The sequence below is a fragment of the Intrasporangium mesophilum genome (genome assembly GCF_054783095.1).
In genome coordinates this window covers 56,595-78,222 of record NZ_BAAGRF010000029.1, presented here as the reverse complement: position 1 = coordinate 78,222, position 21,628 = coordinate 56,595, and the positions used below count along the sequence as shown (strand labels likewise).

The window sequence follows — 21,628 nt, the reverse complement described above, 5'->3', positions numbered from 1 at the left end:
CTTTCCACCACCCCAACGTCCTACGCACCGTTTCGGTTCGGTGAGATCGCGAGCTGGGACGGCCGGCAGGGCGTCCGGCGCCTCCACAACCCCCCACCCGCGTATGCCGGAAGGCCCGTTGCTCGTCCACGTCGGGGTCGCGACAGCCCCGGTTGCCGTCCGGTGTGTCCGGTTCGCTCCATGGTGGAGCGAAACCCCTCCACTTCACCCCACCTGCTCTGACCTGCGCAAACGCAGCGGAGATGGCCTCGCCGAGGCCCGGATATCGTTGACGGTGGAGCAAAGTGGAGTATCGTGGGGCGACAAGGAAGGGAATGGGGACGCCCGCGGGTCGACAAGGGGAGGTGGCGGACCATGTTTCTCGGGACGCACACGCCCCGGCTCGACGAGAAGGGCAGGCTGTTCCTGCCCGCGAAGTACCGCGACCGGCTCGCGGGCGGGCTCGTCGTGACCCGTGGCCAGGAGCGGTGTCTCTTCCTCTATCCCATGGACGAGTTCGTCGCTGTTGCCGAGCAGATGCGCCAGGCTCCGACCACGAGCAAGGCCGCGCGCGACTACATGCGTGTCTTCCTTTCCGGTGCCTCCGACGAGGTCCCCGACAAGCAGGGGCGGTTCACCATCCCGGCCAACCTGCGTCAGTACGCAGGGCTCGACCGCGAGGTCACCGTCATCGGAGCCGGATCGCGCCTCGAGATCTGGGACAGCTCGGTCTGGAACACCTACCTCGAGCAGACCGAGCAGAGCTTCGCGGACACCGCGGAGGAGGTGATCCCGGGCCTCTTCTGACCGCCACCCCGCCCCGAGCCACCGACAGCCGACGCACCCGAAGCACCCGACGCACCTAGGTGCCGGCCTCCAGCCGCCGCTCCCTCCCGAGACGACTTCCCCCGTCGCGGGCGACGCAGCGGATGGGGACCAGCCCCCAGGTGCCAGACGACCAGGCGGCGCCCAGACCGGCCGACCAGCCCAGACCGAACCGTCCAGCACCGGCGGCAACCCCTCCACCTTCACCCCGCACGGCAGACCCCTATCCCCGACCAAGTCACACCAGTCACATGCGTCACGTGCGCATCAGGACTCACAGCATCACGAGCGTGAAGGACAACACGATGAGCGACCGAGGACCGGCGCAGGGACGACACGTCCCTGTCATGCGCGACCGGATCCTCGACCTGCTCGCCCCGGCGCTGGAGCGTCCGGGAGCGATGCACGTCGATGGCACGCTCGGGATGGGTGGGCACGCAGAAGGCGTCCTCGAGCGCTTCCCGGAGTGCACGGTCGTGGGCATCGACCGCGACCAGGAGGCCCTCACCCTGGCGGGCGAGCGGCTGAGCCGCTTCGGCGACCGCTTCCGGCCCGTGCACGCTGTCTACGACGACATCGACGAGGTCGTGGCCGGCCTGGGCCTGCGGTCGGTCGAGGGGATCCTGTTCGATCTGGGCGTCAGCTCGCTCCAGCTCGACGAGGCCGACCGCGGCTTCGCGTACCGCGTCGACGCTCCGCTCGACATGCGCATGGACCAGTCGACGGGCCTCACGGCCGCGGACGTGCTCAACACGTACACCGCCGACGAGCTCACCCGAATCCTCAGGGAGTACGGCGAGGAGAGGTACGCGCGCAAGATCGCGAATGCCGTGGTGCGCGAACGCGAGTCGGCGCCGTTCACGACCTCGGCACGCCTGGTGGAGCTGCTGCGCCGGGTGATCCCGGCCGCGTCCCAGCGACAGAGCGGACACCCGGCCAAGCGCACCTTCCAGGCCCTGCGCATCGAGGTCAACGACGAGCTGGCGGTCTGGCGTCGCGCTATCGATGCCGCCATCGACGTGCTGGCGCTCCAGGGGCGCATCGCCGTGCTGTCGTACCACTCCCTCGAGGACCGCGTGACCAAGCGCGCGTTCACCGCCGGCGCGACCTCCAGCACCCCGCCGGGACTGCCCGTGGAGCTTCCGGAGCACGCGGCATACCTCTCGCTCGTGACCCGCGGCGCGGAGGAGCCCTCCGACGCTGAGGTCACGACTAACCCCCGCGCCGCCTCGGCCCGACTGCGCGTGGCCGAGCGGGTGCGCGACACGTCCACGCATTCAGCCCGCACCTCCAGGAAGGGAACCGACCGATGAGCCAGATGACCGCTGCGGCACGACCGCTGCGCGCCCCACGGCGCACGCCGGGCCCCGTGCCGCTCCGCGTCATCCCGACGCGGATCGCCCAGTCGGGCAACGGCGCGTTCGCCACGATCTGCATCGTCCTGCTCACCGCCGGGCTCATCGCGCTGCTGTTGCTCAACACCGCCCTGGCGCAGGGCTCGCTCGTCCTCGGCGACCTCCAGCGGGACTCGGCGCGCCTCGCCGACACCTCGAGCAACCTGCAGGAGGAGATCGACCGGTCCTCGGCCTCGGGGGCGCTCGCGCTCAGCGCGTCCCAGCTCGGGATGGTCCGGATGAACCAGCGGGGGTACATCGACCTGGGCACGGGCTCGGTCTCCGGAGAGCCGGAGCCGGCCACGAGGAACAACGCGTTCCCGATCGTGACCAGCCCGACGCCATCGAAGGTCACCGCCCAGGTCAAGAAGCTGCTCGACTCGGCCACGAAGGCGGCCAAGGCCCAGCAGGCCCCGCCCGCGGCTGCGGCCGCGGGGGCCGCTTCTGGTACGGCGACGGGCACGCCCACGGCCCCGCCCACCCCCGGCGCCACACCGACCGGACAGGCCACCGGACAGCCGACGGGGCAGGCCACTGGGCACGCGACGGGGCAGGCGACCGCCACGCCGTCCACGAAGCCCACTTCACCGCCCGCGGCGACAACCGCCCCCACCCCCTCCCGACCGGGCACGGCCCCGACGACGACGAGGTGACGCCGTGACCGAGCCGCGAGGCACCGACCCCCGCCGGGGCGCACGCACGACCGCGGGACGCACCGCAGGGCGGCCGACCCCCTCGGGCGCGACGCCGCGATCGACAGGCCCGAAGACCGGCCCGTCCGGGGCGTCCGGCCGCAGTGGTGCGACCGGACGTGGCACGGTTCCCGGTCGGCCCGGCACGACCGGTCGCCCGGCTTCATCCGGTCAGGCCGGCGCCGCCGGGCGAGGCGCCGCAGGCCGAGACACCACCAGTCGAGGCACCACCAGTCGAGGCACCACCAGTCGAGGCACCACCAGCCGAGACGCCACGGCGACCCGAGCCGGCAACGCGGGCCGCGGCCGTGGACCCGCGTCCGCGAAGAGCCCCGCGTCCGGCAAGGGATCTGCGTCCGGCCGGGGAGCGGCCTCAAACGCGCGTGCAGCGACGTCCGCACGCGCCGCGGCCGCAGGCGGACGGGGTGCCCCTGCGAGCGGGCGTACCTCGAACGGGCGGACCTCGAGCGGGCGCACCTCGAACGACCGAGTCCCGCCTGGACGCATCGCGAGCGGGCGCACCACGAGCGGGCGCGCCACGAGCGGGCGCGCGGCCCAGGGCACGCGCGGCCCGGCTCCGCAGGGCCGCGGCCCGGCGCCCAAGAGTCGGCCCGTCCCGCCGAGGCCGCCGCGACGCAGGCGGGTGCTGCGGCTCTCGAAGGCGAACCCGCGGCGTCGGGCCCGGATCCTGTTCGTCGCGATCCTGTTCGTCTTCACCATCTTCGCCGGGCAGCTGCTCCGGATCCAGGCGTTCGACGCCTCGGCGACCCAGGCGGCGGCGCTCAACAAGCGGTCCTTCGAGCAGATCACACCGGCGATGCGCGGCCAGATCCTCGACACGAACGGGCAGGTGCTGGCCGACTCCGTCGAGCGGTTCACGATCGCCGCCGACCCGAAGATCATCCCGGGGTACACCGTCGACGTCGGCGGCTCCCGTCAGAAGGTCGGCATCACGCGGGCCGCTGCCGACCTCGCCCCGCTTCTCGACATGAGCGCCACCCAGCTGACCACCCTGTTCACCCGCCCGAACACCCGGTATGTCGTGGTGAAGAAGGACGTCAACCCCGCGATCTATCGAGAGATCCGCGCGCTCGGCATTCCCGGGATCACCGGCGAGCGCACGGCACAGCGCGTCTACCCGACCTCGATGGCCCTCGGCCAGCTCGTCGGCTTCGTGCGCCCGGCCGACCAGAGCGGGGCGGCCGGGGTCGAGCAGATGCTCGACAAGACGCTCGCCGGCACCCCCGGCAAGACGATCGCCGAGCGAGCGCGGGACGGCTACATCATCCCGGGGTCGCAGCGCGTGGACACGCCTGTGGTCAACGGCCACGACGTCAAGCTGACCATCGACGCCGACCTTCAGTGGTACGCGCAGAACGCCCTCGCCAAGCAGGTCACCGCGGTCGGCGCCGAGTCCGGCACCGCGGTCGTGATCGAGGTGGCGACGGGCAAGATCCGCGCCGCCGCGAGCTACCCCACGTTCGACCCGAACGACCTCGCCGACGCCAAGCCGCAGAACCTCAACAACTATGCGTTCAACGACGCCTTCGAGCCGGGCTCGACCGGCAAGCTCATGACGATGGCGGCCGCCCTGGAGCAGAAGGTGATCACGCCTGACACCGGGGTGATCGTGCCGTCCCGGCTACCGCGGGCCGGCACCCGGTTCAAGGACAACGAGCCGCACGGCACCGAGTACATGACCGCCACCGGAGTGCTCGCGAAGTCGTCGAACATGGGCACGATGATGATCGGCGAGCGCGTCCCGCCGGCGATCATGGAGTCGTACTACCGAAAGTTCGGGGTGGGCTCGAAGACGCCTGTCGGGTTCCCAGGGGAGTCCGCCGGACTGCTGGCCAAGGCCAAGGACTGGGTCTCCACCCGGCGCTACACGGTGCTGTTCGGGCAGGGCTACGCAGTCACCGCCATCCAGCAGGCGAGCGTGTTCCAGACGATCGCCAACCGCGGAGTTCGAGTGCCCCCGTCGCTCGTCGAGGGCACCTACAACGACGCAGGGACCTTCGTCCCCTCCACGCCGACCACGCCCTACCGCGTCGTCACGCAGGACACCGCCGTGAAGCTGTCGCGGATGATGGAGGAGGTCACCGGCGAGAACGGCACCGCCAGCGCCGCTCGGATCAAGGGGTACCGCGTCGCCGGCAAGACCGGAACCGCTGACCGCTACGACGAGAAGCTCGGCCGGTACAACGGCTTCACCGCCTCGTTCATCGGCTTCGCCCCGGCCGAGAACCCCAAGTACGTCGTCGCGGTCTTCATCCAGAAGCCGAGCGCCGGCATGTTCGGCGGCATGCTCGCCGGGCCTGTCTTCAACCAGGTGATGACCTACCTGCTGGAGCGCACGGGAGCGCCGCCGAGCCCGAAGTCGACCCTCGACTACCATGTGTGGGCCACCAAGCCGCTGTCGCCCAGCGACCCCAGCGTCATCAGCAATGACCGGGCCAAGCGGGACGGCCTGTAAGTTGGGATGACGTGTCACCTTCCCCCATTCGACCCGCCACGTCGGGCGTGCTCCTTCGCGACGTGACGTCTCGGATCGAGGGCGAGCCGGGCGCCGCTGCCAATGTCCGCACCGTCCTGCCCGGGGGGCCCGAGGGCCGCTCCGGGAGCGGTTTCGCAGGCGCCGACGTGCGCGTGACCGGCGTCAGCCTCGACAGCCGCACGGTCTGCCCCGGTGACCTGTATGCCGCCCTGCCGGGGTTCAACGTGCACGGCGCGCGCTTCGTCGCCGACGCCGTGGCCCTCGGGGCGGTCGCGGTCCTCACGGACCCGGAGGGCCTGGCGCTCGTCGGCGAGCCGGCCGTCCCGACCCTCGTCACCGACGACCCGCGCAGCGTGCTGGGCGTCGTCGCGGCCGAGGTCTACGGTCAGCCCTCGCGCGACCTGACGATGATCGGTATCACCGGCACGAACGGCAAGACGACGACGGCATACCTGGTGGAGTCGGGGCTGCGCGCCCACGGGCAGCGCACCGGCCTCATCGGCACCGTCGAGACGCGGATCGGCGACGAGCGGGTCGAGTCGGTGCGCACCACCCCGGAGACGACCGACCTGCACGCGCTGCTCGGGCTGATGCGTGAGCGCGGCATCGACGCGTGCGTCATGGAGGTGTCGAGCCACGCCCTGCGCCTGCACCGTGTCGACGGCGTCGTCTACGACGTGGCCCTGTTCACCAACCTGTCGCAGGACCACCTGGACTTCCACCCCTCGATGGAGGACTACTACACCGCGAAGGCGTCGCTGTTCGCCCAGGAACGGTCGCGGGCTGCCGTTGTCTGCGTCGACGACCACTGGGGACGGCGCCTCGCCGCAGAGGCGACCGTGCCGACGACCACCCTCGCGACCTCGGGAGACCCCACCGTGCGAGCGACCGCCGACTGGGTCGTCGACGAGGGCGAGGCCGGTGCCTTCACGCTCCGCCATGGCGGGTCCGGACGTCAGATCGCGCTCGTCTCGCACCTGCCCGGGCACTTCAACGTCGCCAACACGGCCCTCGCCGCGCTCGCACTCGTGCTCTGCGGCATCCCCGACGCCGCGGTCGAGGCGGCGATGGCGGTCGCGCCCGACGTGCCAGGTCGGATGGAGGTCGTCTCGGCCGGCACGGCGGGCGAACCGCGGTGCGTCGTCGACTTCGCCCACACGCCCGACGCGGTCGACGCCGCGCTCGACGCGCTACGGCCCTCCACCTCCGGCCGGCTGATCGCCGTGCTCGGGGCCGGCGGCGACCGCGACCGCGGCAAGAGGCCGGCCATGGGCGCGGCGGCGGCTCGCCGCGCCGACATCGTCGTGGTCACCGATGACAACCCGCGGAGCGAGGACCCTGCCGAGATCCGCGCCGCCGTCATCGCCGGCGCCCGCGAGGCCGTCCGGGCGTGCGACGCTACGGCAACCGAGATCATCGACGGCGGGTCCCGCACCGCTGCCATCGCCGAGGCCGTCGCGCTCGCCACGGTCTGGGCGCCTGGTCAGGCCGATGCGGTCGGCCAGGTCGACGTCATTCGGCCGTCCGGCCGTGTCCAAGCAGGGGATGTCCGCCTCGTCGACACCGTGGTGGTGCTCGGCAAGGGTCACGAGAAGGGTCAGGAGATCAACGGAGTGAAGCACCCGTTCGACGACCGCGACGCGCTGCGCGCCGCACTCGCCGCCGCCACCACGTCAGGGGTGGCGCGATGATCCCCTTGTCTCTCAACGAGATCCGCGATCTCACAGACGGAGTCCTGCGCGGTGCCGACGCAGGTGACGCTGTCCTCGTGGACGGTACCGTGACGACGGACTCCCGCGACTGCGTTCCGGGCAGTCTCTATGTCGCCCGCGTCGGAGAGCATGCCGACGGGCATGACTACGTCGCCTCGGCGGTGGCCAACGGTGCCGTCGCGGCGCTGACGTCACACGCGGTCGACGAGGCGCCGTGCGTCGTCGTCGACGACGTGCAGACCGCTTTCGGACGGGTCGCTCGCGGTGTCGTCGACCGTGCGGCAGAGCTGCGGATCGTCGGCATCACCGGGTCGTCGGGGAAGACGACGACGAAGGACCTTCTCGCGTCGGTCCTGTCCTCGGTGGCGGAGACCGTGGCGCCGGTCAACTCCCTCAACGGCGAGATCGGCGTCCCGCTGACCGTCTGCCGGGTCACCCCGACCACGCGCTTCCTCGTCGCCGAGATGGGTGCCCGCGGTGTGGGCCACATCGCCTACCTCACGCAGATCGCGCCGCCTCAGGTCGGGATCGTCCTCAACGTCGGGACGGCCCACGTCGGTGAGTTCGGCTCGCGCGAGAACATCGCCATCGCCAAGGCCGAGCTGCCCCAGGCTGTGCCCGCCGAGGGTCTTGCGATCCTCAACGCCGACGACCCGCTCGTGGCCGCGATGGCCGACGGTCTCGGGTGCCGGGTGCAGCTCGTCGGCCTCTCCGCCGAGGCCGACCTCCGGGCGAGCGACGTGAGCCTGGATGAGCGCGGGAGAGCGGCATACACCCTCCTCAGCCCCGCGGGCGAGGCCCGGATCTCGTTGCGCTACAGCGGCGCCCACCACGTCGGGAACTCGCTGGCGGTCGCCGCTGCGGCCCTCGAGCTCGGCCTCTCGCTCGACCAGGTCGCCGCCGGGCTCTCGTCGGCAGAGCCCGCGAGCCGATGGCGGATGGAGATCACCGACCGGCCGGACGGCGTCGTCGTGGTCAACGACGCCTACAACGCCAACCCGGACTCGATGCGGGCGGCCCTCGACGCCGTCGCCGCCATGGCGGCGACCGGGGAGCGATGGGCGGTGCTCGGCGGGATGCTCGAGCTGGGACCCGACAGCGACGCGGAGCACGCCGCCGTCGGGGCGTATGCCGCCCGGCTGCGGCTGGACCACATCGTGGCCGTCGGTGCGGGTGCCCGGCCGATCTCCGATGCGGCCCCCGGGGCCGAGTGGGTCGAGGACAGCGAGGCCGCCCACGACCTGCTCGAGGCTCGGCTTCGCCCCGGTGACATCGTGCTGTTCAAGTCCAGCCGGGACAGCGGGCTACGGTGGCTCGGGGACCGGCTCGCCGGCATACCGTCTGGCGCCAGCAGCCCGACCACGGCACCGGGCGGGGCCGCGACTCAAGCCGGGACCGGTTCAGGGCAGACTGGCGCAGACGCGACACAGACACGAGCGACGGCGGGAGCAGGAAGGGTGGTCGAGCAGTGAAGGGTGTGCTCTTCGCAGCCTCGATCTCGCTGCTCATCTCGCTGTTCGGCACACCCCTGTTCATCAAGTTCCTCGTCAAGCGCGGCTACGGCCAGTTCATCCGCGACGACGGCCCGACCTCACACCACACCAAGCGCGGCACGCCGACGATGGGCGGCACCGTCATCATCGCTGCGACCCTCGGGGCCTACGCCCTCGCACACCTGTTCACTCTCAACCCGCCCACCGCGAGCGGCCTGCTCGTGCTGTTCCTCATGGCCGGGCTCGGCTTCGTCGGCTTCCTCGACGACTTCATCAAGATCAGCAAGCAGCGCAGCCTCGGCCTGCGCTCGAAGCAGAAGCTGGCCGGCCAGGCGCTCGTCGGCATCATCTTCGCCGTCCTGGTCCTGCTGTTTCCCAACGACCAGTACCGCACGCCGGCATCGCTGCTCGTGTCGTTCGTCCGAGACACCAACATCAGCCTCGCGCTGGGCGGAAGCAGCGTCGTCGGCGTGATCCTCTTCGTCATCTTCGCGAACGTGATGATCGCGGGCGCGTCCAACGGCGTGAACCTCACCGACGGTCTCGACGGCCTGGCGACCGGCGTCTCGACCATGGTCTTCGGTGCCTACGTCCTCATCAGCATCTGGACCTTCAACCAGAACTGCCAGACCAACCCCGGCATCAAGTGTTACGAGGTCCGAGACTCGCACGATCTCGCCCTCGTCGCCGCGGCCGGCATGGGAGCCTGCTTCGGGTTCCTCTGGTGGAACGCCACCCCCGCCAAGATCTTCATGGGCGACACGGGGTCCCTGGCCCTCGGCGGCGCGCTCGCGGGCCTGGCCATCACGACCCACACCGAGCTCCTGCTCATCATCCTCGGCGGCATGTTCGTCCTCGAGACGCTCTCGGTCGTGGCCCAGGTGGCTTCGTACAAGACGACTGGTAAACGGGTGCTACGGATGGCCCCGTTGCATCATCATTTCGAGATGGTCGGGTGGAACGAGGTCACCGTCGTGGTCCGCTTCTGGATCATCGCGGGCCTCTTCGTCGCGTTCGGTCTCGGTGTCTTCTACGCCGAGTGGGTGGTGGGGTCTCAGTGACCTTCGACCCGGCCTACGAGCCCAGGCCCGGCCTGACCCACCGGGACGCCGACTGGTCGGGCATCAACGTCCTCGTCGTCGGGCTCGGCGTCTCCGGTTTCGCCGCCGCCGACGCGCTCGCCGAGCGAGGCGCCCAGGTCACCGCCGTCTCGCGTGATGCCACCGATGCGATCGTCGAGCGCGCCACGATCCTCGAGATCCTCGGCGTCGACGTCCGCCTCGGACAGGAGCACCTGCACCGCGCGCCGGAAGGCACCGAGCTCGTCGTCACGTCGCCCGGGGTCCCGCCGCATGACCCGCTCATGCTCGCGGCCGCGACCGACGGCATACCTGTGTGGGGCGAGGTCGAGCTCGCCTGGCGGATGCGCGCGCAGGACGGCGCGGCCCCCTGGCTCACCGTGACCGGCACGAACGGCAAGACGACGACGGTCGGAATGCTCGCGTCGATCCTGCAGGCCGCCGGACTCCGCGCCACGTCGGCCGGCAACATCGGCACGCCCCTGCTCGAGGCGGTGCTGCACCCCGAGCCCTACGACGTGCTCGCCGTCGAGCTGTCGAGCTTCCAATTGCACTGGCAGCGGTCCGTCTCCGCCGTGGCGTCCGCGGTGCTCAACGTCGCGCCCGACCACCTCGACTGGCACGGCAGCTATGCCGAGTACCTCCGCGCCAAGGGCAAGGTCTACGAGAACACCCACCTGGCCTGCATCTACAACGTCGCCGACATCCAGACCGAGCAGCTCGTCATGGAGGCGGACGTCATCGAGGGCTGCCGCGCGGTCGGGTTCACGACCGGCATCCCCGCGCCCTCGATGGTCGGCATCGTCGAGGACGTGCTCGCCGACCGTGCCTTCGTCGAGCAGCGCCAGCGCTCGGCGGCCGAGCTGTGCACCATCGCCGACCTCCAGGGCGACGGGCCGCCTCCACCACCCCACTACATCGCGAACGCGCTGGCCGCGGCCGCCCTCTCCCGGGCCTACGGGGTCGGGCCGATCGCTGTGCGTGACGGCCTGCGCGCCTTCCGCCCCGACCCGCACCGCGTGGCCGAGGTGGCGACCGTGCGTGGCATCCGTTTCGTCAACGACTCCAAGGCGACGAACCCGCACGCGGCGGCCGCGTCGATCCGGTCCTTCGACTCCGTCGTGTGGGTCGCCGGCGGACTGCTCAAGGGCGCCGACGTCGACAGCCTCGTCGAGGAGATGCGTTCCCGCCTGCGCGGCGTGGTCCTGCTCGGCGCCGACCGTGACCAGATCGCGCAGGCCCTGACACGACACGCCCCGGATGTCCCCGTCGTCGACGTGTCAGAGACCGACACTGGGGTCATGGACCGCGTCGTGAGGGAGGCAGCGCGACTTGCCCACCGCGGGGACGTCGTGCTGCTGGCGCCCGCCGCGGCGTCGATGGACATGTTCGCCAACTACGGTGCGCGCGGCGACGCTTTCGAGGAGGCGGTTCGGCGGTTCGCAGCGGCAGCCGGGGGCGAGGCGTGAGCGCGACGACGGCCGGCGACAAGTCCTCGACGAAGGTCTCCTCGGGCTCACGGTCGCTGCCGGTCATCGGCAAGCTCGAGTCGCCGCTGACGACCTACTACCTCATTCTCGGCACGACGACCACGCTCGTGGTCATCGGCCTGATCATGGTGTTCTCGGCCTCGAGCGTCGAGGCGCTGCTGTCCGACGAGGCCTCCTACACCATCTTCGTGCGCCAGCTGGGCTTCGCCGTCGTGGGTGCTGTGGCCGCGGCCATCGCGGCGCGCATGTCCCTCGCCTGGTGGAAGCGGCTGGCCATCCCGGTCGTGGTCGTGTCCGCTCTGCTGCTCGCCGCCGTCATCCCGTTCGGCAAGGCGGTCGGCGGCAACCAGAACTGGCTCGTCGTGGGGCCGCTGCAGTTCCAGCCGTCCGAGCTGGCCAAGATCGGCGTCATCCTCGCGGGCGCCCTGATCTTCGCGAACAAGGCCTCGCGCATCGCGAGCACGCTGCACGTGGTGCTGCCCTACCTCGTGCCCGTCGTCGCGGTCATCATCGGGCTCATCCTCGCCGGTCATGACCTCGGCACAGCGATCGTCATCCTCGTCATCGTCGGAGCGGTCCTGCTCGTCGCAGGCGCCCCCAAACGCGTCTTCGCGCTGGGCGGGGTCCTGGCGGTCGCAGGCGTCGCCTTCCTCGTCACGAGCAGCTCGAACCGCACGAGCCGCATCTCGAACTTCTTCAACCCGGCCTGCCAGGCCGACCCGGACGGGTGGTGCGGCCAGTCGGTGCACGGCATGTACGCCCTCGCCGACGGCGGATGGTGGGGCGTCGGCCTCGGCGCGTCGAAGGAGAAGTGGGCGTGGCTGTCCGAGGCCCACAACGACTTCATCTTCGCGATCATCGGCGAGGAGCTGGGGCTGCCCGGCACGCTCGTCATCCTCGCGCTGTTCGGGATCCTCGCCTGGGCGTGCTTCCGCCTCGTGAGCCGCACCCAGGACCGCTTCGTGCGCATCGCCGCGGCCGGCATCATGGCCTGGCTGCTCGGGCAGGCGATCGTCAACATCGGCGCGGTGATCGGCCTCCTCCCGGTGATCGGCGTGCCCTTGCCACTCGTGTCCGCGGGCGGCTCCTCCCTGGTGACAACCCTGATCGCGCTTGGCATCCTGTTGTCCTTCGCCCGCAACGAGCCCGGCTGCCGGGCGCTGCTCGACGCACGCCCAGGCATGATCCGCCGCTCGCTCGCGGTCCTCCCGTCCCGCGTCCGATCGGGCGCCACCCGTCGCAGAAGTCGGTGATCCTCCGTTGTCCTCGCCAACCTCGGTCCTGCTCGCTGGGGGAGGCAGCGCCGGTCACGTCTCGCCGCTGCTCGCACTCGCCGACGCCCTGGTGCGCCGCCACCCGGGCCTGCGCGTGACCGCCCTCGGCACGCAGGAGGGACTCGAGGCGCGGCTCGTCCCGGCCCGCGGCTTCGACCTGCGGTTCGTGCCGAAGGTGCCGCTGCCTCGGCGCCCGAGCGGCGACCTGCTCCGGCTGCCCGGCCGGCTCAAGTCGGCCGTGGAGGCCGCCGGCCGGGCGATCGACGAGACGGGGGCGGACGTGGTGGTCGGCTTCGGCGGCTACGTCAGCACCCCGGCATACCTGGCGGCGCGGCGGCGCCACGTCCCCATCGTGGTGCACGAGCAGAACGCTCGGGCCGGCCTGGCCAACCGCATCGGCGCCCGGTGGACGAGCCATGTCGCGACCACCTTCGGCGGCACGGCGCTGAGGCATGCGACCCGGGTCGGGATGCCCCTGCGGCGCGAGGTCGCAACGCTCGACCGCGAGGCGAGACGAGTGGACGCGCGGGCCGGGTTCGGCCTCGCGCCCGAGCTGCCCACCGTTCTCGTCACGGGCGGGTCCCTCGGCGCGCAGCGGCTCAACGACGCCTTCAGCGCTCGCGTGGCGCAGCTCAGCAGTGCGGGCGTGCAGGTGCTGCACGTGACCGGCCTCGGCAAGGAGTTCGTCCCCGACGTGCCGGAGCACGGTGCCCCCTACGTCGTCCTGCCCTACGCCGACCGGATGGAGCTCGCGTATGCCGCTGCCGACCTCGTCGTGGCCCGCTCCGGAGCCAACACCGTCTGCGAGCTGACCGCGGTCGGCCTGCCCGCGGTCTACGTGCCCTTGCCGATCGGCAACGGTGAGCAGCGCCTCAACGCCGCCGAGGTGCTCGACGCCGGAGGCGGACTGCTCGTCGACGACGCGTCCTTCACGCCGACCTGGATCGACACCCACCTGGTGCCACTGGTCACCGACAGTGCCCGGGTCGCCCGGATGGCGGCGGCGAGCCGCGCGCTGGGCGAGCCTGCCGCCGACGAGCGCCTCGCCGACATGGTGGACGCTGCGGCTGCCGAGGGCCTCGCGGGCGGGAGGCCGTCATGACCGTCAGCCCCCACACCCCGTCCGTCGACGACCCGTTCGCGGCGGCCCGCTTCGACTTCAGGGCGCCGGTGCCGGACGCGAAGGACCTCGGCCGTGTCCACTTCCTCGCCATCGGCGGCGCCGGGATGTCGGGCGTCGCCCGCATCATGCTGGCGCGTGGCATCCCCGTCACGGGCAGCGACGCCAAGGACGTCCCGGTGCTCAAGGCTCTGGAGAGCGAGGGCGCCGGTGTCTGGGTCGGCTTCCACGAGGCGCACCAGGAGCGCGCCGACGCGGTCGTCATGAGCTCGTCGATCCGCGACGACAACGTCGAGCTCGTCGCCGCCCGGGCCCGCGGGGTGCGCGTGCTGCACCGCGCTCAGGGCCTCGCCGCACTCATGCACGGCCGCCGACCAGTTGCCGTGGCCGGCGCCAACGGCAAGACGACGACGACCTCGATGCTGACGGTGGCGCTTCAGGGATGCGGTCTGGACCCGTCCTTCGCCGTCGGCGGCGAGCTCGCCAAGCACGGCACGAACGCCCATGACGGCACCGATGACATCTTCGTGGTCGAGGCGGACGAGAGCGACGGGTCCTTCGTCGTCTACCGCCCCGAGATCGCGGTCGTCACGAACGTCCAGCCGGACCACCTCGACTTCTATGACAGCTTCACGGTCGTTCAGGCGGCCTATGCCGCGTTCGTCGGCACGATCCGGCCGGGCGGCCTGCTCGTCACCTGTGCCGATGACGTGGGCGCAGTGACCCTCGCGGAGCGCGCCCGGTCGACCGGCACCCGGGTGGTCACCTACGGCTTCTCGCCCGATGCGGACGTACGCCTGCACGACCACCGCGCCGACGGTGTCACGGCGACCGTCGGGCTGGTCGACGCCGGCGCCGAGCACACGATGACCCTGGCGGTGCCAGGGCGCCACAACGCGCTCAACGCGGCCGCTGCGTATGCCGCAGCCGTCCACGGCCTCGGCCAGCAGCCCGAGCGGGTGCTCGCGGGACTGGCCTCGTTCACCGGCACCCGGAGGCGGTTCGAGCCCAAGGGCGAGGCCGGCGGCGTCGTCGTCGTCGACGACTATGCGCACAACGCCGGAAAGGTCGCGGCCGTGGTCGAGACCGCCAAGGATCTCGTCGGTGGGTCGGGTCGGCTGGTGGCCGTCTTCCAGCCGCACCTCTACAGCCGCACCCGTGACTTCGCGACCGAGCTGGGCGCCGGACTCTCACCCGCCGACGTCGTGGTCGTGATGGATGTGTATGCCGCTCGCGAGGATCCGGTCCCAGGCGTCTCCGGGCAGCTCGTGGCCGATGCGGTGCGTGCGGCCCGGCCCGCTGCCGAGGTGCACTACGTCGCCTCCTGGTCCGAGGCGCCGCCCACCGTGGCCGGACTGGCTCGCCCCGGCGACCTCGTCCTGACGATCGGTGCGGGTGACGTGACGATGGTCGGGCCGGAAGTGCTGCGCCTGCTCGGCGGTGGTCCCGGGTGATGCTCGAGCGGGGGAGTGCTCGCCGGCGTTCCGGACATGGTGGCCGGGCGAGCGGCGGGGCGAGCGGTGGCAAGGGGGTGTCGTCCTCGCTGGCCCGGTTCGAGCGTCGCGCGGCGGCGGCCAGACGCCGGCCACGGGTCATTCTGGCCGTTCTCGTCGTGGCACTCCTGCTGGCCGGCGTCGCCGTCTGGCTCGGATGGTTCAGCACTGCCCTGAACGCGACGACGGTCGAGGTCCGAGGCGTCACCGGCCCCGCCGCCGCGCAGGTCAGGTCGACGGCGGCCGTGCCACTCGGGGTTCCGCTGCTGCGGGTCGACACCGACGCCGTGACACGCCGGGTCGTCGCCGCCCGCGAGTGGACCGATGTCAGCGTGAGCCGAAGCCTGCCCCACACCGTCGTGGTCACGGTCATCCCGCGCGTGGCGGTCCTCGCCGTGCGCAACCCTCAGGGTCAGGTGGACGTCGTGGATCGCGAGGGGTTCGCCTTCCGGACCGTCGCCTCGGCCCCACCCGGCGTGCCTCTCGTCACGTCGAGCGCGGACCAGGTGTCGGCTCAGGGCGTCGCGGCAGCACTCCAGGCTCTCGGCTCGCTGGAGCCCAAGCTGCGCGCCGCCGTCTCCGGCGTCACGGTGTCCGTGGCCGACCAGGTCACCTTCACGATCAAGCCCGACAAGGGCGCCCGCAAGACCGTGGTCTGGGGCGGTGCCGGCTCCGGGGAGCTGAAGGCGAAGCTCGTGAAAATCCTTCTGCCACAGCCTGGTTCGACGATCGACGTCAGTGTCCCGTCGTCGCCTGTCACCCGCTGAGCCCGGTTGCCGGACGGCGCTGCCCGCGCCCACGACGCCGCGGCGCGACGCATCGTGGCGGGCGCTGCAGGGCCGGCTCCGGGCTGGCTCGAGCCCGGCCGGCCGGGGTGACAGGGAGGCGCGAGACCGGGACGTGCCGCTGGGCCGAGGGTGGCTCGTGTGTCCGGTGGTGCTCGAGTGACCGGTGTGGTGTCCCTCCGGGAAACTGCGGAACTGCCCGGACGACACGCCGGGGCCTTGGTTGATCGGCCTACCGGCACGTCATACCGTCGGGGCACTGGTTCGTGACCAAACTGTAACCTTTATCCCTACGTTTAAGGTTTGAGGGGCAAGCGGCTCGGGACGAACCATGGCACATCCCCGACAAAGCGCCCAAGCAAAAGACCCATTTGCAGTACCGCACCACCAGTCAGGAAGGCCCACTCTCGTGGCAGCAGCACCGCAGAACTACTTGGCCGTCATCAAGGTCGTCGGCATCGGCGGCGGCGGCGTCAATGCCATCAATCGCATGATCGAGGTCGGGCTCAAGGGAGTCGAGTTCATCGCCATCAACACCGATGCGCAGGCGCTGCTCATGAGCGACGCCGACGTCAAGCTCGACGTGGGGCGCGAGCTCACGCGCGGCCTCGGCGCCGGCGCCGACCCGGAGGTCGGCCGCAAGGCCGCCGAGGACCACACGGAGGAGATCGAGGAGGTCCTCAAGGGGGCCGACATGGTCTTCGTCACCGCCGGTGAGGGCGGCGGCACCGGCACCGGCGGCGCCCCGGTCGTTGCCCGCATCGCCAAGAGCCTCGGAGCCCTGACCATCGGCGTCGTCACGCGCCCGTTCACGTTCGAGGGCCGCCGGCGCGCCAACCAGGCCGAGGCCGGCATCGGGCACCTTCGCGAGGACGTCGACACCCTCATCGTCATCCCCAACGACCGGCTGCTGTCGATCAGCGACCGCAACGTCTCGATGATGGATGCGTTCCGGTCCGCAGACCAGGTGCTCCTCTCCGGTGTCCAGGGCATCACCGACCTGATCACGACCCCTGGTCTCATCAACCTCGACTTCGCGGACGTCAAGTCCGTCATGCAGGGTGCCGGCTCGGCGCTCATGGGCATCGGCTCCGCGCGAGGGGAGGACCGCGCCGTCCAGGCTGCCGAGCTGGCCATCAGCTCGCCGCTGCTCGAGGCCTCGATCGACGGCGCCCACGGTGTCCTGCTCTCGGTGCAGGGCGGCTCGGACCTCGGTCTCTTCGAGATCAACGAGGCGGCCCGGCTCGTGCAGGAGGCGGCGCACCCGGAGGCCAACATCATCTTCGGCGCGGTCATCGACGACGCACTGGGCGACGAGGTTCGGGTCACCGTGATCGCGGCCGGCTTCGACAGCGGCGGACCCACCAAGCGCGAGGACGACCGGGCGCTCGGCCAGGTCATGGGCCGCAGCCAGCCCGCCGCCTCCAGCCGCCCGGCCGCTCCCTCCGCGCCCTACACCAATGGCGGGCACGTCGACCACGCACTGCCGAGCACGCCGCTGGCTCCGGCTCCGCAGGCCACCGCGCCGGCGCCCGCTGCGCAGCAGCTCCCGGCGCAGCACCCCGCTCCCGTCCACCAGGCCCCGGCCCAGCCTGCGCCGGCCGCTGCGACCGCGAGCAACGGGCAGCCAGGTCACGCCGCGGCGAACCACGCCGGGTCGAACCACATGCAGGCGCCGCCCCGTCAGGTCACCTTCGAGGACGCCGACGACCTCGACGTCCCCGACTTCCTCAAGTAGCCACCCACGCCTGGGACCGGTCGGCCCCGATCGAGTGAGCACCTCCTCCCGGCATGACCCGCGGAGCGAGGTGCTCACTCGTCCCGGCGGAGCCATCGCCCGGCCCGCCTGGTCATCCGTGTGTGCCTCGGGGACGGTCCCGCCCAAAGTCTGGGGACAACCGCACCCGTTAGGTTGGTCCCCGTGTTCTACTGGCGAGCTGCGGTCCCGACCGACGACCCCGACCGACTCGTCGAGGTCGGCTTCACGGGGAGGTCGGCCGGACGGGGGAGCGGGCCGTATGCCGGGCTCAACCTCGGCGGCCACGTCGGCGACAGCCCGGCGGAGGTCGAGGACAACCGGACCGCACTGGCAACCGAGCTCGAGCTGCCTCGTGACCGCGTCGTCTTCATGAACCAGGTGCACGGCAGCACGGTCGTCGAGGTCGCCGGCCCGTGGGCCGGCCCGGTTCCCGAGGCCGACGGGATCGTCTCTCGCGCAGCCGACCTGGCTCTGGGCGTGCTCGTTGCCGACTGCGTGCCCGTGCTCCTGCACGACGGCGAGGCCGGCGTCGTCGGCGCCGTGCACGCCGGCCGCCCAGGAATGCTCGAGGGGATCGTCGGTGAAGCAGTCGGGGCCATGCGCGACCTCGGCGCCAGGTCGATCCATGCGACGGTCGGGCCGTCCGTCTGTGGCCGGTGCTACGAGGTCCCCGACGAGATGGCGCTGGCCGCGGCCGCGGTGTCACCCGCGAGCGCCGCGAGGTCGTGGACCGGCACGACTGCGATCGACGTTGGAGCCGGCGTGGTGGAGCAGTTGGTGGCCAACGGCGTTGCGGTGCAATGGATCCCAGGATGCACTCGCGAGTCCGGAGACCTGTACTCCTACCGCCGCGACCGGCGGACCGGGCGGTTCGCGGGCCTCGTGGCGCTGCGCACGGGTCTCCTCGATCGCGGTCCGGCATGACCGCCGAGCAGCAGCGGCTCGAAGAGCTCGCCCACAACCTCGACGGCGTGCACGGGCGCATAGCCCGCGGCTGCGCCGATGCCCGCCGTGACCCGGCCGAGGTGACGCTCGTCGTCGTCACCAAGTACTTCCCGGCATCGGATGTGCTGTTGCTCCACCGGCTCGGCGTGCGCCATTTCGGTGAGAACCGCGACCAGGAGGCGGGCGAGAAGTTCCGGCAGGTGCGGCGCCTGGTCGCCGAAGCCGGGGACGAGGACCCGACGTTCCACTTCATCGGGCAGCTCCAGAGCAACAAGGCGCGGCACGTCGCCGGGTATGCCGATGTCGTCCAGTCGGTCGACCGGCGGAGGCTCGTCGATGCCCTCGGGAAGGGGGCCCACCTGGCGGACCGGCAGCTCTCCGTCCTGCTCCAGGTCAGTCTCGACGGCGACACCAGCCGCGGTGGCGCGCTGCCAGAGGACCTCACCGAGCTCGCGGACTCCGTTGCAGCACAAGGCCTGCTCCGCCTGGCCGGGGTCATGGCGGTGGCCCCGTTGGGCGCCGACGCCGACGACGCCTTCGCCCGGCTCCGGGAGGTGGCGGACGGCATACGTGCACGTCATCCCGGCGCTGACTGGGTCTCCGCGGGCATGAGTGGCGACCTCGAGGCAGCCGTTCGGAACGGGGCGACACACCTGCGTGTCGGTACCGCAATCCTCGGATCACGCCCGTCACTTCTGTAACGTCGGGTGGGAACCACAATCCGACGGTTTGGGAGTTGGCCATGGCAGGGGCACTACGCAAGACGATGGTGTACCTCGGACTCAGCGAGGAGGACCAGCGTCATGAACGCTATGACGACTACGACACCTACGACGACTCCGATCGCTACGACGACGAGCCCGAGCACACCGCCGCCGTCACGCCGCTGCCGACGAAGCGCCCTGTGGCCGCGGTCGTGCGCGACGTAGAGGTCGGGCGACTCAACCGGATCACGACGATCCACCCACGCACCTACAACGAGGCCAAGAACATCGGGGAGTGGTTCCGCGACAGCGTCCCGGTGATCATGAACCTCAGCGACATGGACGACGCCGACGCCAAGCGCCTCGTCGACTTCGCCGCCGGTCTCGTCTTCGGCCTGCACGGCACGATCGAGCGAGTCACCTCCAAGGTGTTCCTCCTGTCGCCCTCGCACGTCGAGATCTCCGCCGACGAGCCAGAGCCGCCCGCCGCCTCGACCCGCGGCTTCTTCAACCAGAGCTGAACGAGGCCGCTCCTGTCCCTTCTGTCCCGTCCGCTCGGACCACGGTCGAGCCCCGCCCCACCACGGGAGCGGGGCTCGACCGCGTCACCTCCTGCTATCGACTCCGTCTCGATTCGGCACCCCGGTTCACACGAATCCAGCGACATCAGCGACACTGGCGGACATGGATGCGTTCTGGACGATCTACGGGGTGGTGGTCTTTGCCTTCTTCATCGCCCTCATCGGTCGGTTCGTCATCGACTGGGTGCAGGTCCTGGCTCGGTCCTGGCGCCCGACCGGGCTCGTCCTCGTCATCGCCGAGGCGGTCTACACCGTCACGGATCCGCCCCTGCGCGCACTGCGCAAGGTGATCCCGTCGCCGAACCTCGGGGGTGTCCGGCTCGACCTCAGCTTTCTCGTCCTGATGCTGCTCACTTCGCTGGCCCTCAACGTGCCGAGCTTCTTCTGAAGAGCGGGGTGGTCGGCAGCCGGACGGGGGTCGGCGTGGCTGTCCTGACACACAGCTTCGGCGATGGCTTTGGTTCGTGACCGGAACGTTAGATACCGTTGGCCCGAACCATTACGTCTGTATCGAGGTGACACATGGCGCTTACGCCAGAGCAGGTGCTCAACAAGCACTTCCAAACCACGCAGTTCCGTCGTGGCTACGAGGAGCGGGACGTTGACGACTTCCTGGACGAGATCGTGGCGGAGATGCGTTCGCTCATCGAGCAGCGTGACGACTACCTGAAGCAGCTCAACGACTGCCGCGCCAGCAAGAACCAGTCGGCCGTCCGCGGCGCCGACGGGCCGACCGCTGCCATGCCGGCGGTCGGACGCCCCGGCGACGACGCCAAGCTCGGCGGCCTCACGGCGAAGATCCAGGACGCCGAGCGCGCCTTCAAGGCCGCGACGGACCGAGCGGCCAAGGCCAAGGCGGACGCGGACAACGCCGAGCGCCTCGCCAGGGAGCGGATCGACCGCGCCAAGGCCGAGGCCGAGCGCGCCGAGGCCGCAGCGAAGGCGGCCGTCGACTCGCAGGCTCTCAACGACGCCCAGGCCAAGCTCAACGGTCTCAACACCCAGGTCGCCGATGCCGAGGCCCAGCTCGCCAAGGCGCTCGAGAACGCTCGGTCGGCCGATGAGCGTGCCGCTCGCGCGCAGGCCGACGCCGATGCCGCCAGCGCCAGCGCAGCCCGCCTGCGCGACGAGGCCGCCAAGGCTCCGGCTGTGGCCGCCGCAGCTGCCGCCACCCCGGCAGCGGTCAACGCCGACGCCGCGGGCGTCATCGCGCTGGCCCAGCGGCTGCACGACGAGCACGTCGCTGCCGGTGAGACGCGCCGCAACGAGCTCATCTCCGAAGCGGAGAACCGGCACCGTGAGCTGCTCGCTACGGCTCAGGCGCGACACGACGAGCTGCTCAGCACCGCCCAGTCGCGCCACGACCAGCTGACGCGTGAGGCCGAGCAGATCTCCTCGACCGCCGTCGCCCAGCGCGACCAGATGCTCTCCGAGGCCACGAGCCAGCGCGACCAGATGCTCTCCGAGGCGACCGCGCGCCGGGACGAGATGCTGACCGAGGCTCGCGAGCGCTCGACCGGCATGGTCGCCGAGGCGCAGCAGAAGAAGGCGGCTCTGCTCGAGGAGCTCGACAAGCAGAAGGGCCTGCTCGACCGCCGGATCGCCGAGCTGCGGGGCTTTGAGAAGAACTACCGCTCGAACCTCAAGTCCTACATCGAAGGCCAGCTGCACGACCTGGACACGAACGTCCAGGAGCCGGCGGCCGCGAACGCCGGGAACGGCGGGCAGGGCTGAGCCACCACCTCATACAGACGCACGCAGGCCGTCCGGGAACGTTCTCGGCCGGCCTGCGTTGTATGTCAGAGG

The 21,628-nt window shown here is 71.1% G+C and carries 18 protein-coding genes; all 18 read left to right on the top strand.

The features are described from left to right. Positions 1-354: 354 nt before the first annotated feature. Positions 355-786, top strand: coding sequence for a division/cell wall cluster transcriptional repressor MraZ (gene mraZ / locus ACYVLP_RS20300; protein WP_452268780.1), 432 nt, complete (start codon positions 355-357; stop codon positions 784-786). A gap of 323 nt (positions 787-1,109) precedes the next feature. After that, positions 1,110-2,117, top strand: coding sequence for a 16S rRNA (cytosine(1402)-N(4))-methyltransferase RsmH (rsmH, locus tag ACYVLP_RS20295; RefSeq protein ID WP_460629128.1), 1,008 nt, complete (start codon positions 1,110-1,112; stop codon positions 2,115-2,117). Continuing rightward, positions 2,114-2,851: a hypothetical protein gene (locus ACYVLP_RS20290; RefSeq protein WP_460629127.1), complete on the top strand. Its 738-nt coding sequence runs from the start codon at positions 2,114-2,116 to the stop codon at positions 2,849-2,851. Before rsmH ends, ACYVLP_RS20290 begins: the two co-directional genes overlap by 4 nt. Before the next feature lie 682 nt (positions 2,852-3,533). Continuing rightward, complete coding sequence (locus ACYVLP_RS20285; RefSeq protein ID WP_460629126.1) at positions 3,534-5,366, top strand: peptidoglycan D,D-transpeptidase FtsI family protein; 1,833 nt, start codon at positions 3,534-3,536, stop codon at positions 5,364-5,366. An 11-nt stretch (positions 5,367-5,377) separates the two neighbouring features. Then, positions 5,378-7,078, top strand: coding sequence for a UDP-N-acetylmuramoyl-L-alanyl-D-glutamate--2,6-diaminopimelate ligase (locus ACYVLP_RS20280; protein WP_460629125.1), 1,701 nt, complete (start codon positions 5,378-5,380; stop codon positions 7,076-7,078). Continuing rightward, on the top strand, positions 7,075-8,571 hold the full coding sequence (locus ACYVLP_RS20275; RefSeq protein WP_460629124.1) for a UDP-N-acetylmuramoyl-tripeptide--D-alanyl-D-alanine ligase: 1,497 nt from the start codon (positions 7,075-7,077) through the stop codon (positions 8,569-8,571). The genes ACYVLP_RS20280 and ACYVLP_RS20275 overlap by 4 nt, the downstream gene beginning before the upstream one ends. Further along, entirely contained in the window at positions 8,568-9,653 is a 1,086-nt protein-coding gene (gene mraY, locus ACYVLP_RS20270; protein ID WP_452268774.1) for a phospho-N-acetylmuramoyl-pentapeptide-transferase, read from the top strand. The genes ACYVLP_RS20275 and mraY overlap by 4 nt, the downstream gene beginning before the upstream one ends. Continuing rightward, positions 9,650-11,140, top strand: coding sequence for a UDP-N-acetylmuramoyl-L-alanine--D-glutamate ligase (gene murD, locus ACYVLP_RS20265; protein ID WP_460629123.1), 1,491 nt, complete (start codon positions 9,650-9,652; stop codon positions 11,138-11,140). The genes mraY and murD overlap by 4 nt, the downstream gene beginning before the upstream one ends. Then, positions 11,137-12,414, top strand: coding sequence for a putative lipid II flippase FtsW (gene ftsW, locus ACYVLP_RS20260; RefSeq protein ID WP_460629122.1), 1,278 nt, complete (start codon positions 11,137-11,139; stop codon positions 12,412-12,414). Before murD ends, ftsW begins: the two co-directional genes overlap by 4 nt. A gap of 7 nt (positions 12,415-12,421) precedes the next feature. Further along, a complete protein-coding gene (gene murG, locus ACYVLP_RS20255) occupies positions 12,422-13,537 on the top strand; it encodes an undecaprenyldiphospho-muramoylpentapeptide beta-N-acetylglucosaminyltransferase (RefSeq protein WP_460629121.1) in 1,116 nt (371 codons plus the stop codon). Further along, positions 13,534-15,009, top strand: a complete 1,476-nt coding sequence (gene murC, locus ACYVLP_RS20250) for a UDP-N-acetylmuramate--L-alanine ligase (protein WP_460629120.1) — start codon at positions 13,534-13,536, stop codon at positions 15,007-15,009. Before murG ends, murC begins: the two co-directional genes overlap by 4 nt. Next, a complete protein-coding gene (locus ACYVLP_RS20245; protein WP_460629575.1) occupies positions 15,009-15,815 on the top strand; it encodes a cell division protein FtsQ/DivIB in 807 nt (268 codons plus the stop codon). The genes murC and ACYVLP_RS20245 overlap by 1 nt, the downstream gene beginning before the upstream one ends. Before the next feature lie 427 nt (positions 15,816-16,242). Continuing rightward, a complete protein-coding gene (ftsZ, locus tag ACYVLP_RS20240; protein ID WP_460629119.1) occupies positions 16,243-17,571 on the top strand; it encodes a cell division protein FtsZ in 1,329 nt (442 codons plus the stop codon). Between the two features lie 183 nt (positions 17,572-17,754). Next, the gene (gene pgeF / locus ACYVLP_RS20235) at positions 17,755-18,516 is read left to right on the top strand and encodes a peptidoglycan editing factor PgeF (protein WP_460629118.1); all 762 of its coding nucleotides are present in this window, start codon (positions 17,755-17,757) and stop codon (positions 18,514-18,516) included. Then, the gene (locus ACYVLP_RS20230) at positions 18,513-19,238 is read left to right on the top strand and encodes a YggS family pyridoxal phosphate-dependent enzyme (RefSeq protein ID WP_460629117.1); all 726 of its coding nucleotides are present in this window, start codon (positions 18,513-18,515) and stop codon (positions 19,236-19,238) included. The genes pgeF and ACYVLP_RS20230 overlap by 4 nt, the downstream gene beginning before the upstream one ends. 41 nt (positions 19,239-19,279) lie before the next feature. Beyond that, positions 19,280-19,762 carry a cell division protein SepF gene (locus ACYVLP_RS20225; protein WP_452268766.1) on the top strand — a complete coding sequence of 161 codons (483 nt, stop codon included), beginning with the start codon at positions 19,280-19,282 and terminating at the stop codon, positions 19,760-19,762. A gap of 163 nt (positions 19,763-19,925) precedes the next feature. Continuing rightward, positions 19,926-20,210, top strand: coding sequence for a YggT family protein (locus ACYVLP_RS20220; protein WP_452268765.1), 285 nt, complete (start codon positions 19,926-19,928; stop codon positions 20,208-20,210). A gap of 134 nt (positions 20,211-20,344) precedes the next feature. After that, a complete protein-coding gene (locus ACYVLP_RS20215; RefSeq protein ID WP_460629116.1) occupies positions 20,345-21,556 on the top strand; it encodes a DivIVA domain-containing protein in 1,212 nt (403 codons plus the stop codon). The last annotated feature ends 72 nt before the right edge of the window (positions 21,557-21,628 follow it).

What these genes read in the sequence shown, in the direction of transcription:
- murC (WP_460629120.1), top strand. Translation starts at nt 13,534, where the DNA reads ATGACCGTCAGCCCCCACACCCCGTCCGTCGACGACCCGTTCGCGGCG.
- ACYVLP_RS20245 (WP_460629575.1), top strand. Translation starts at nt 15,009, where the DNA reads ATGCTCGAGCGGGGGAGTGCTCGCCGGCGTTCCGGACATGGTGGCCGG.
- ACYVLP_RS20215 (WP_460629116.1), top strand. Translation starts at nt 20,345, where the DNA reads ATGGCGCTTACGCCAGAGCAGGTGCTCAACAAGCACTTCCAAACCACG.
- mraZ (WP_452268780.1), top strand. Translation starts at nt 355, where the DNA reads ATGTTTCTCGGGACGCACACGCCCCGGCTCGACGAGAAGGGCAGGCTG.
- ACYVLP_RS20220 (WP_452268765.1), top strand. Translation starts at nt 19,926, where the DNA reads ATGGATGCGTTCTGGACGATCTACGGGGTGGTGGTCTTTGCCTTCTTC.
- rsmH (WP_460629128.1), top strand. Translation starts at nt 1,110, where the DNA reads ATGAGCGACCGAGGACCGGCGCAGGGACGACACGTCCCTGTCATGCGC.
- ACYVLP_RS20230 (WP_460629117.1), top strand. Translation starts at nt 18,513, where the DNA reads ATGACCGCCGAGCAGCAGCGGCTCGAAGAGCTCGCCCACAACCTCGAC.
- ACYVLP_RS20225 (WP_452268766.1), top strand. Translation starts at nt 19,280, where the DNA reads ATGGCAGGGGCACTACGCAAGACGATGGTGTACCTCGGACTCAGCGAG.
- ACYVLP_RS20275 (WP_460629124.1), top strand. Translation starts at nt 7,075, where the DNA reads ATGATCCCCTTGTCTCTCAACGAGATCCGCGATCTCACAGACGGAGTC.
- ACYVLP_RS20290 (WP_460629127.1), top strand. Translation starts at nt 2,114, where the DNA reads ATGAGCCAGATGACCGCTGCGGCACGACCGCTGCGCGCCCCACGGCGC.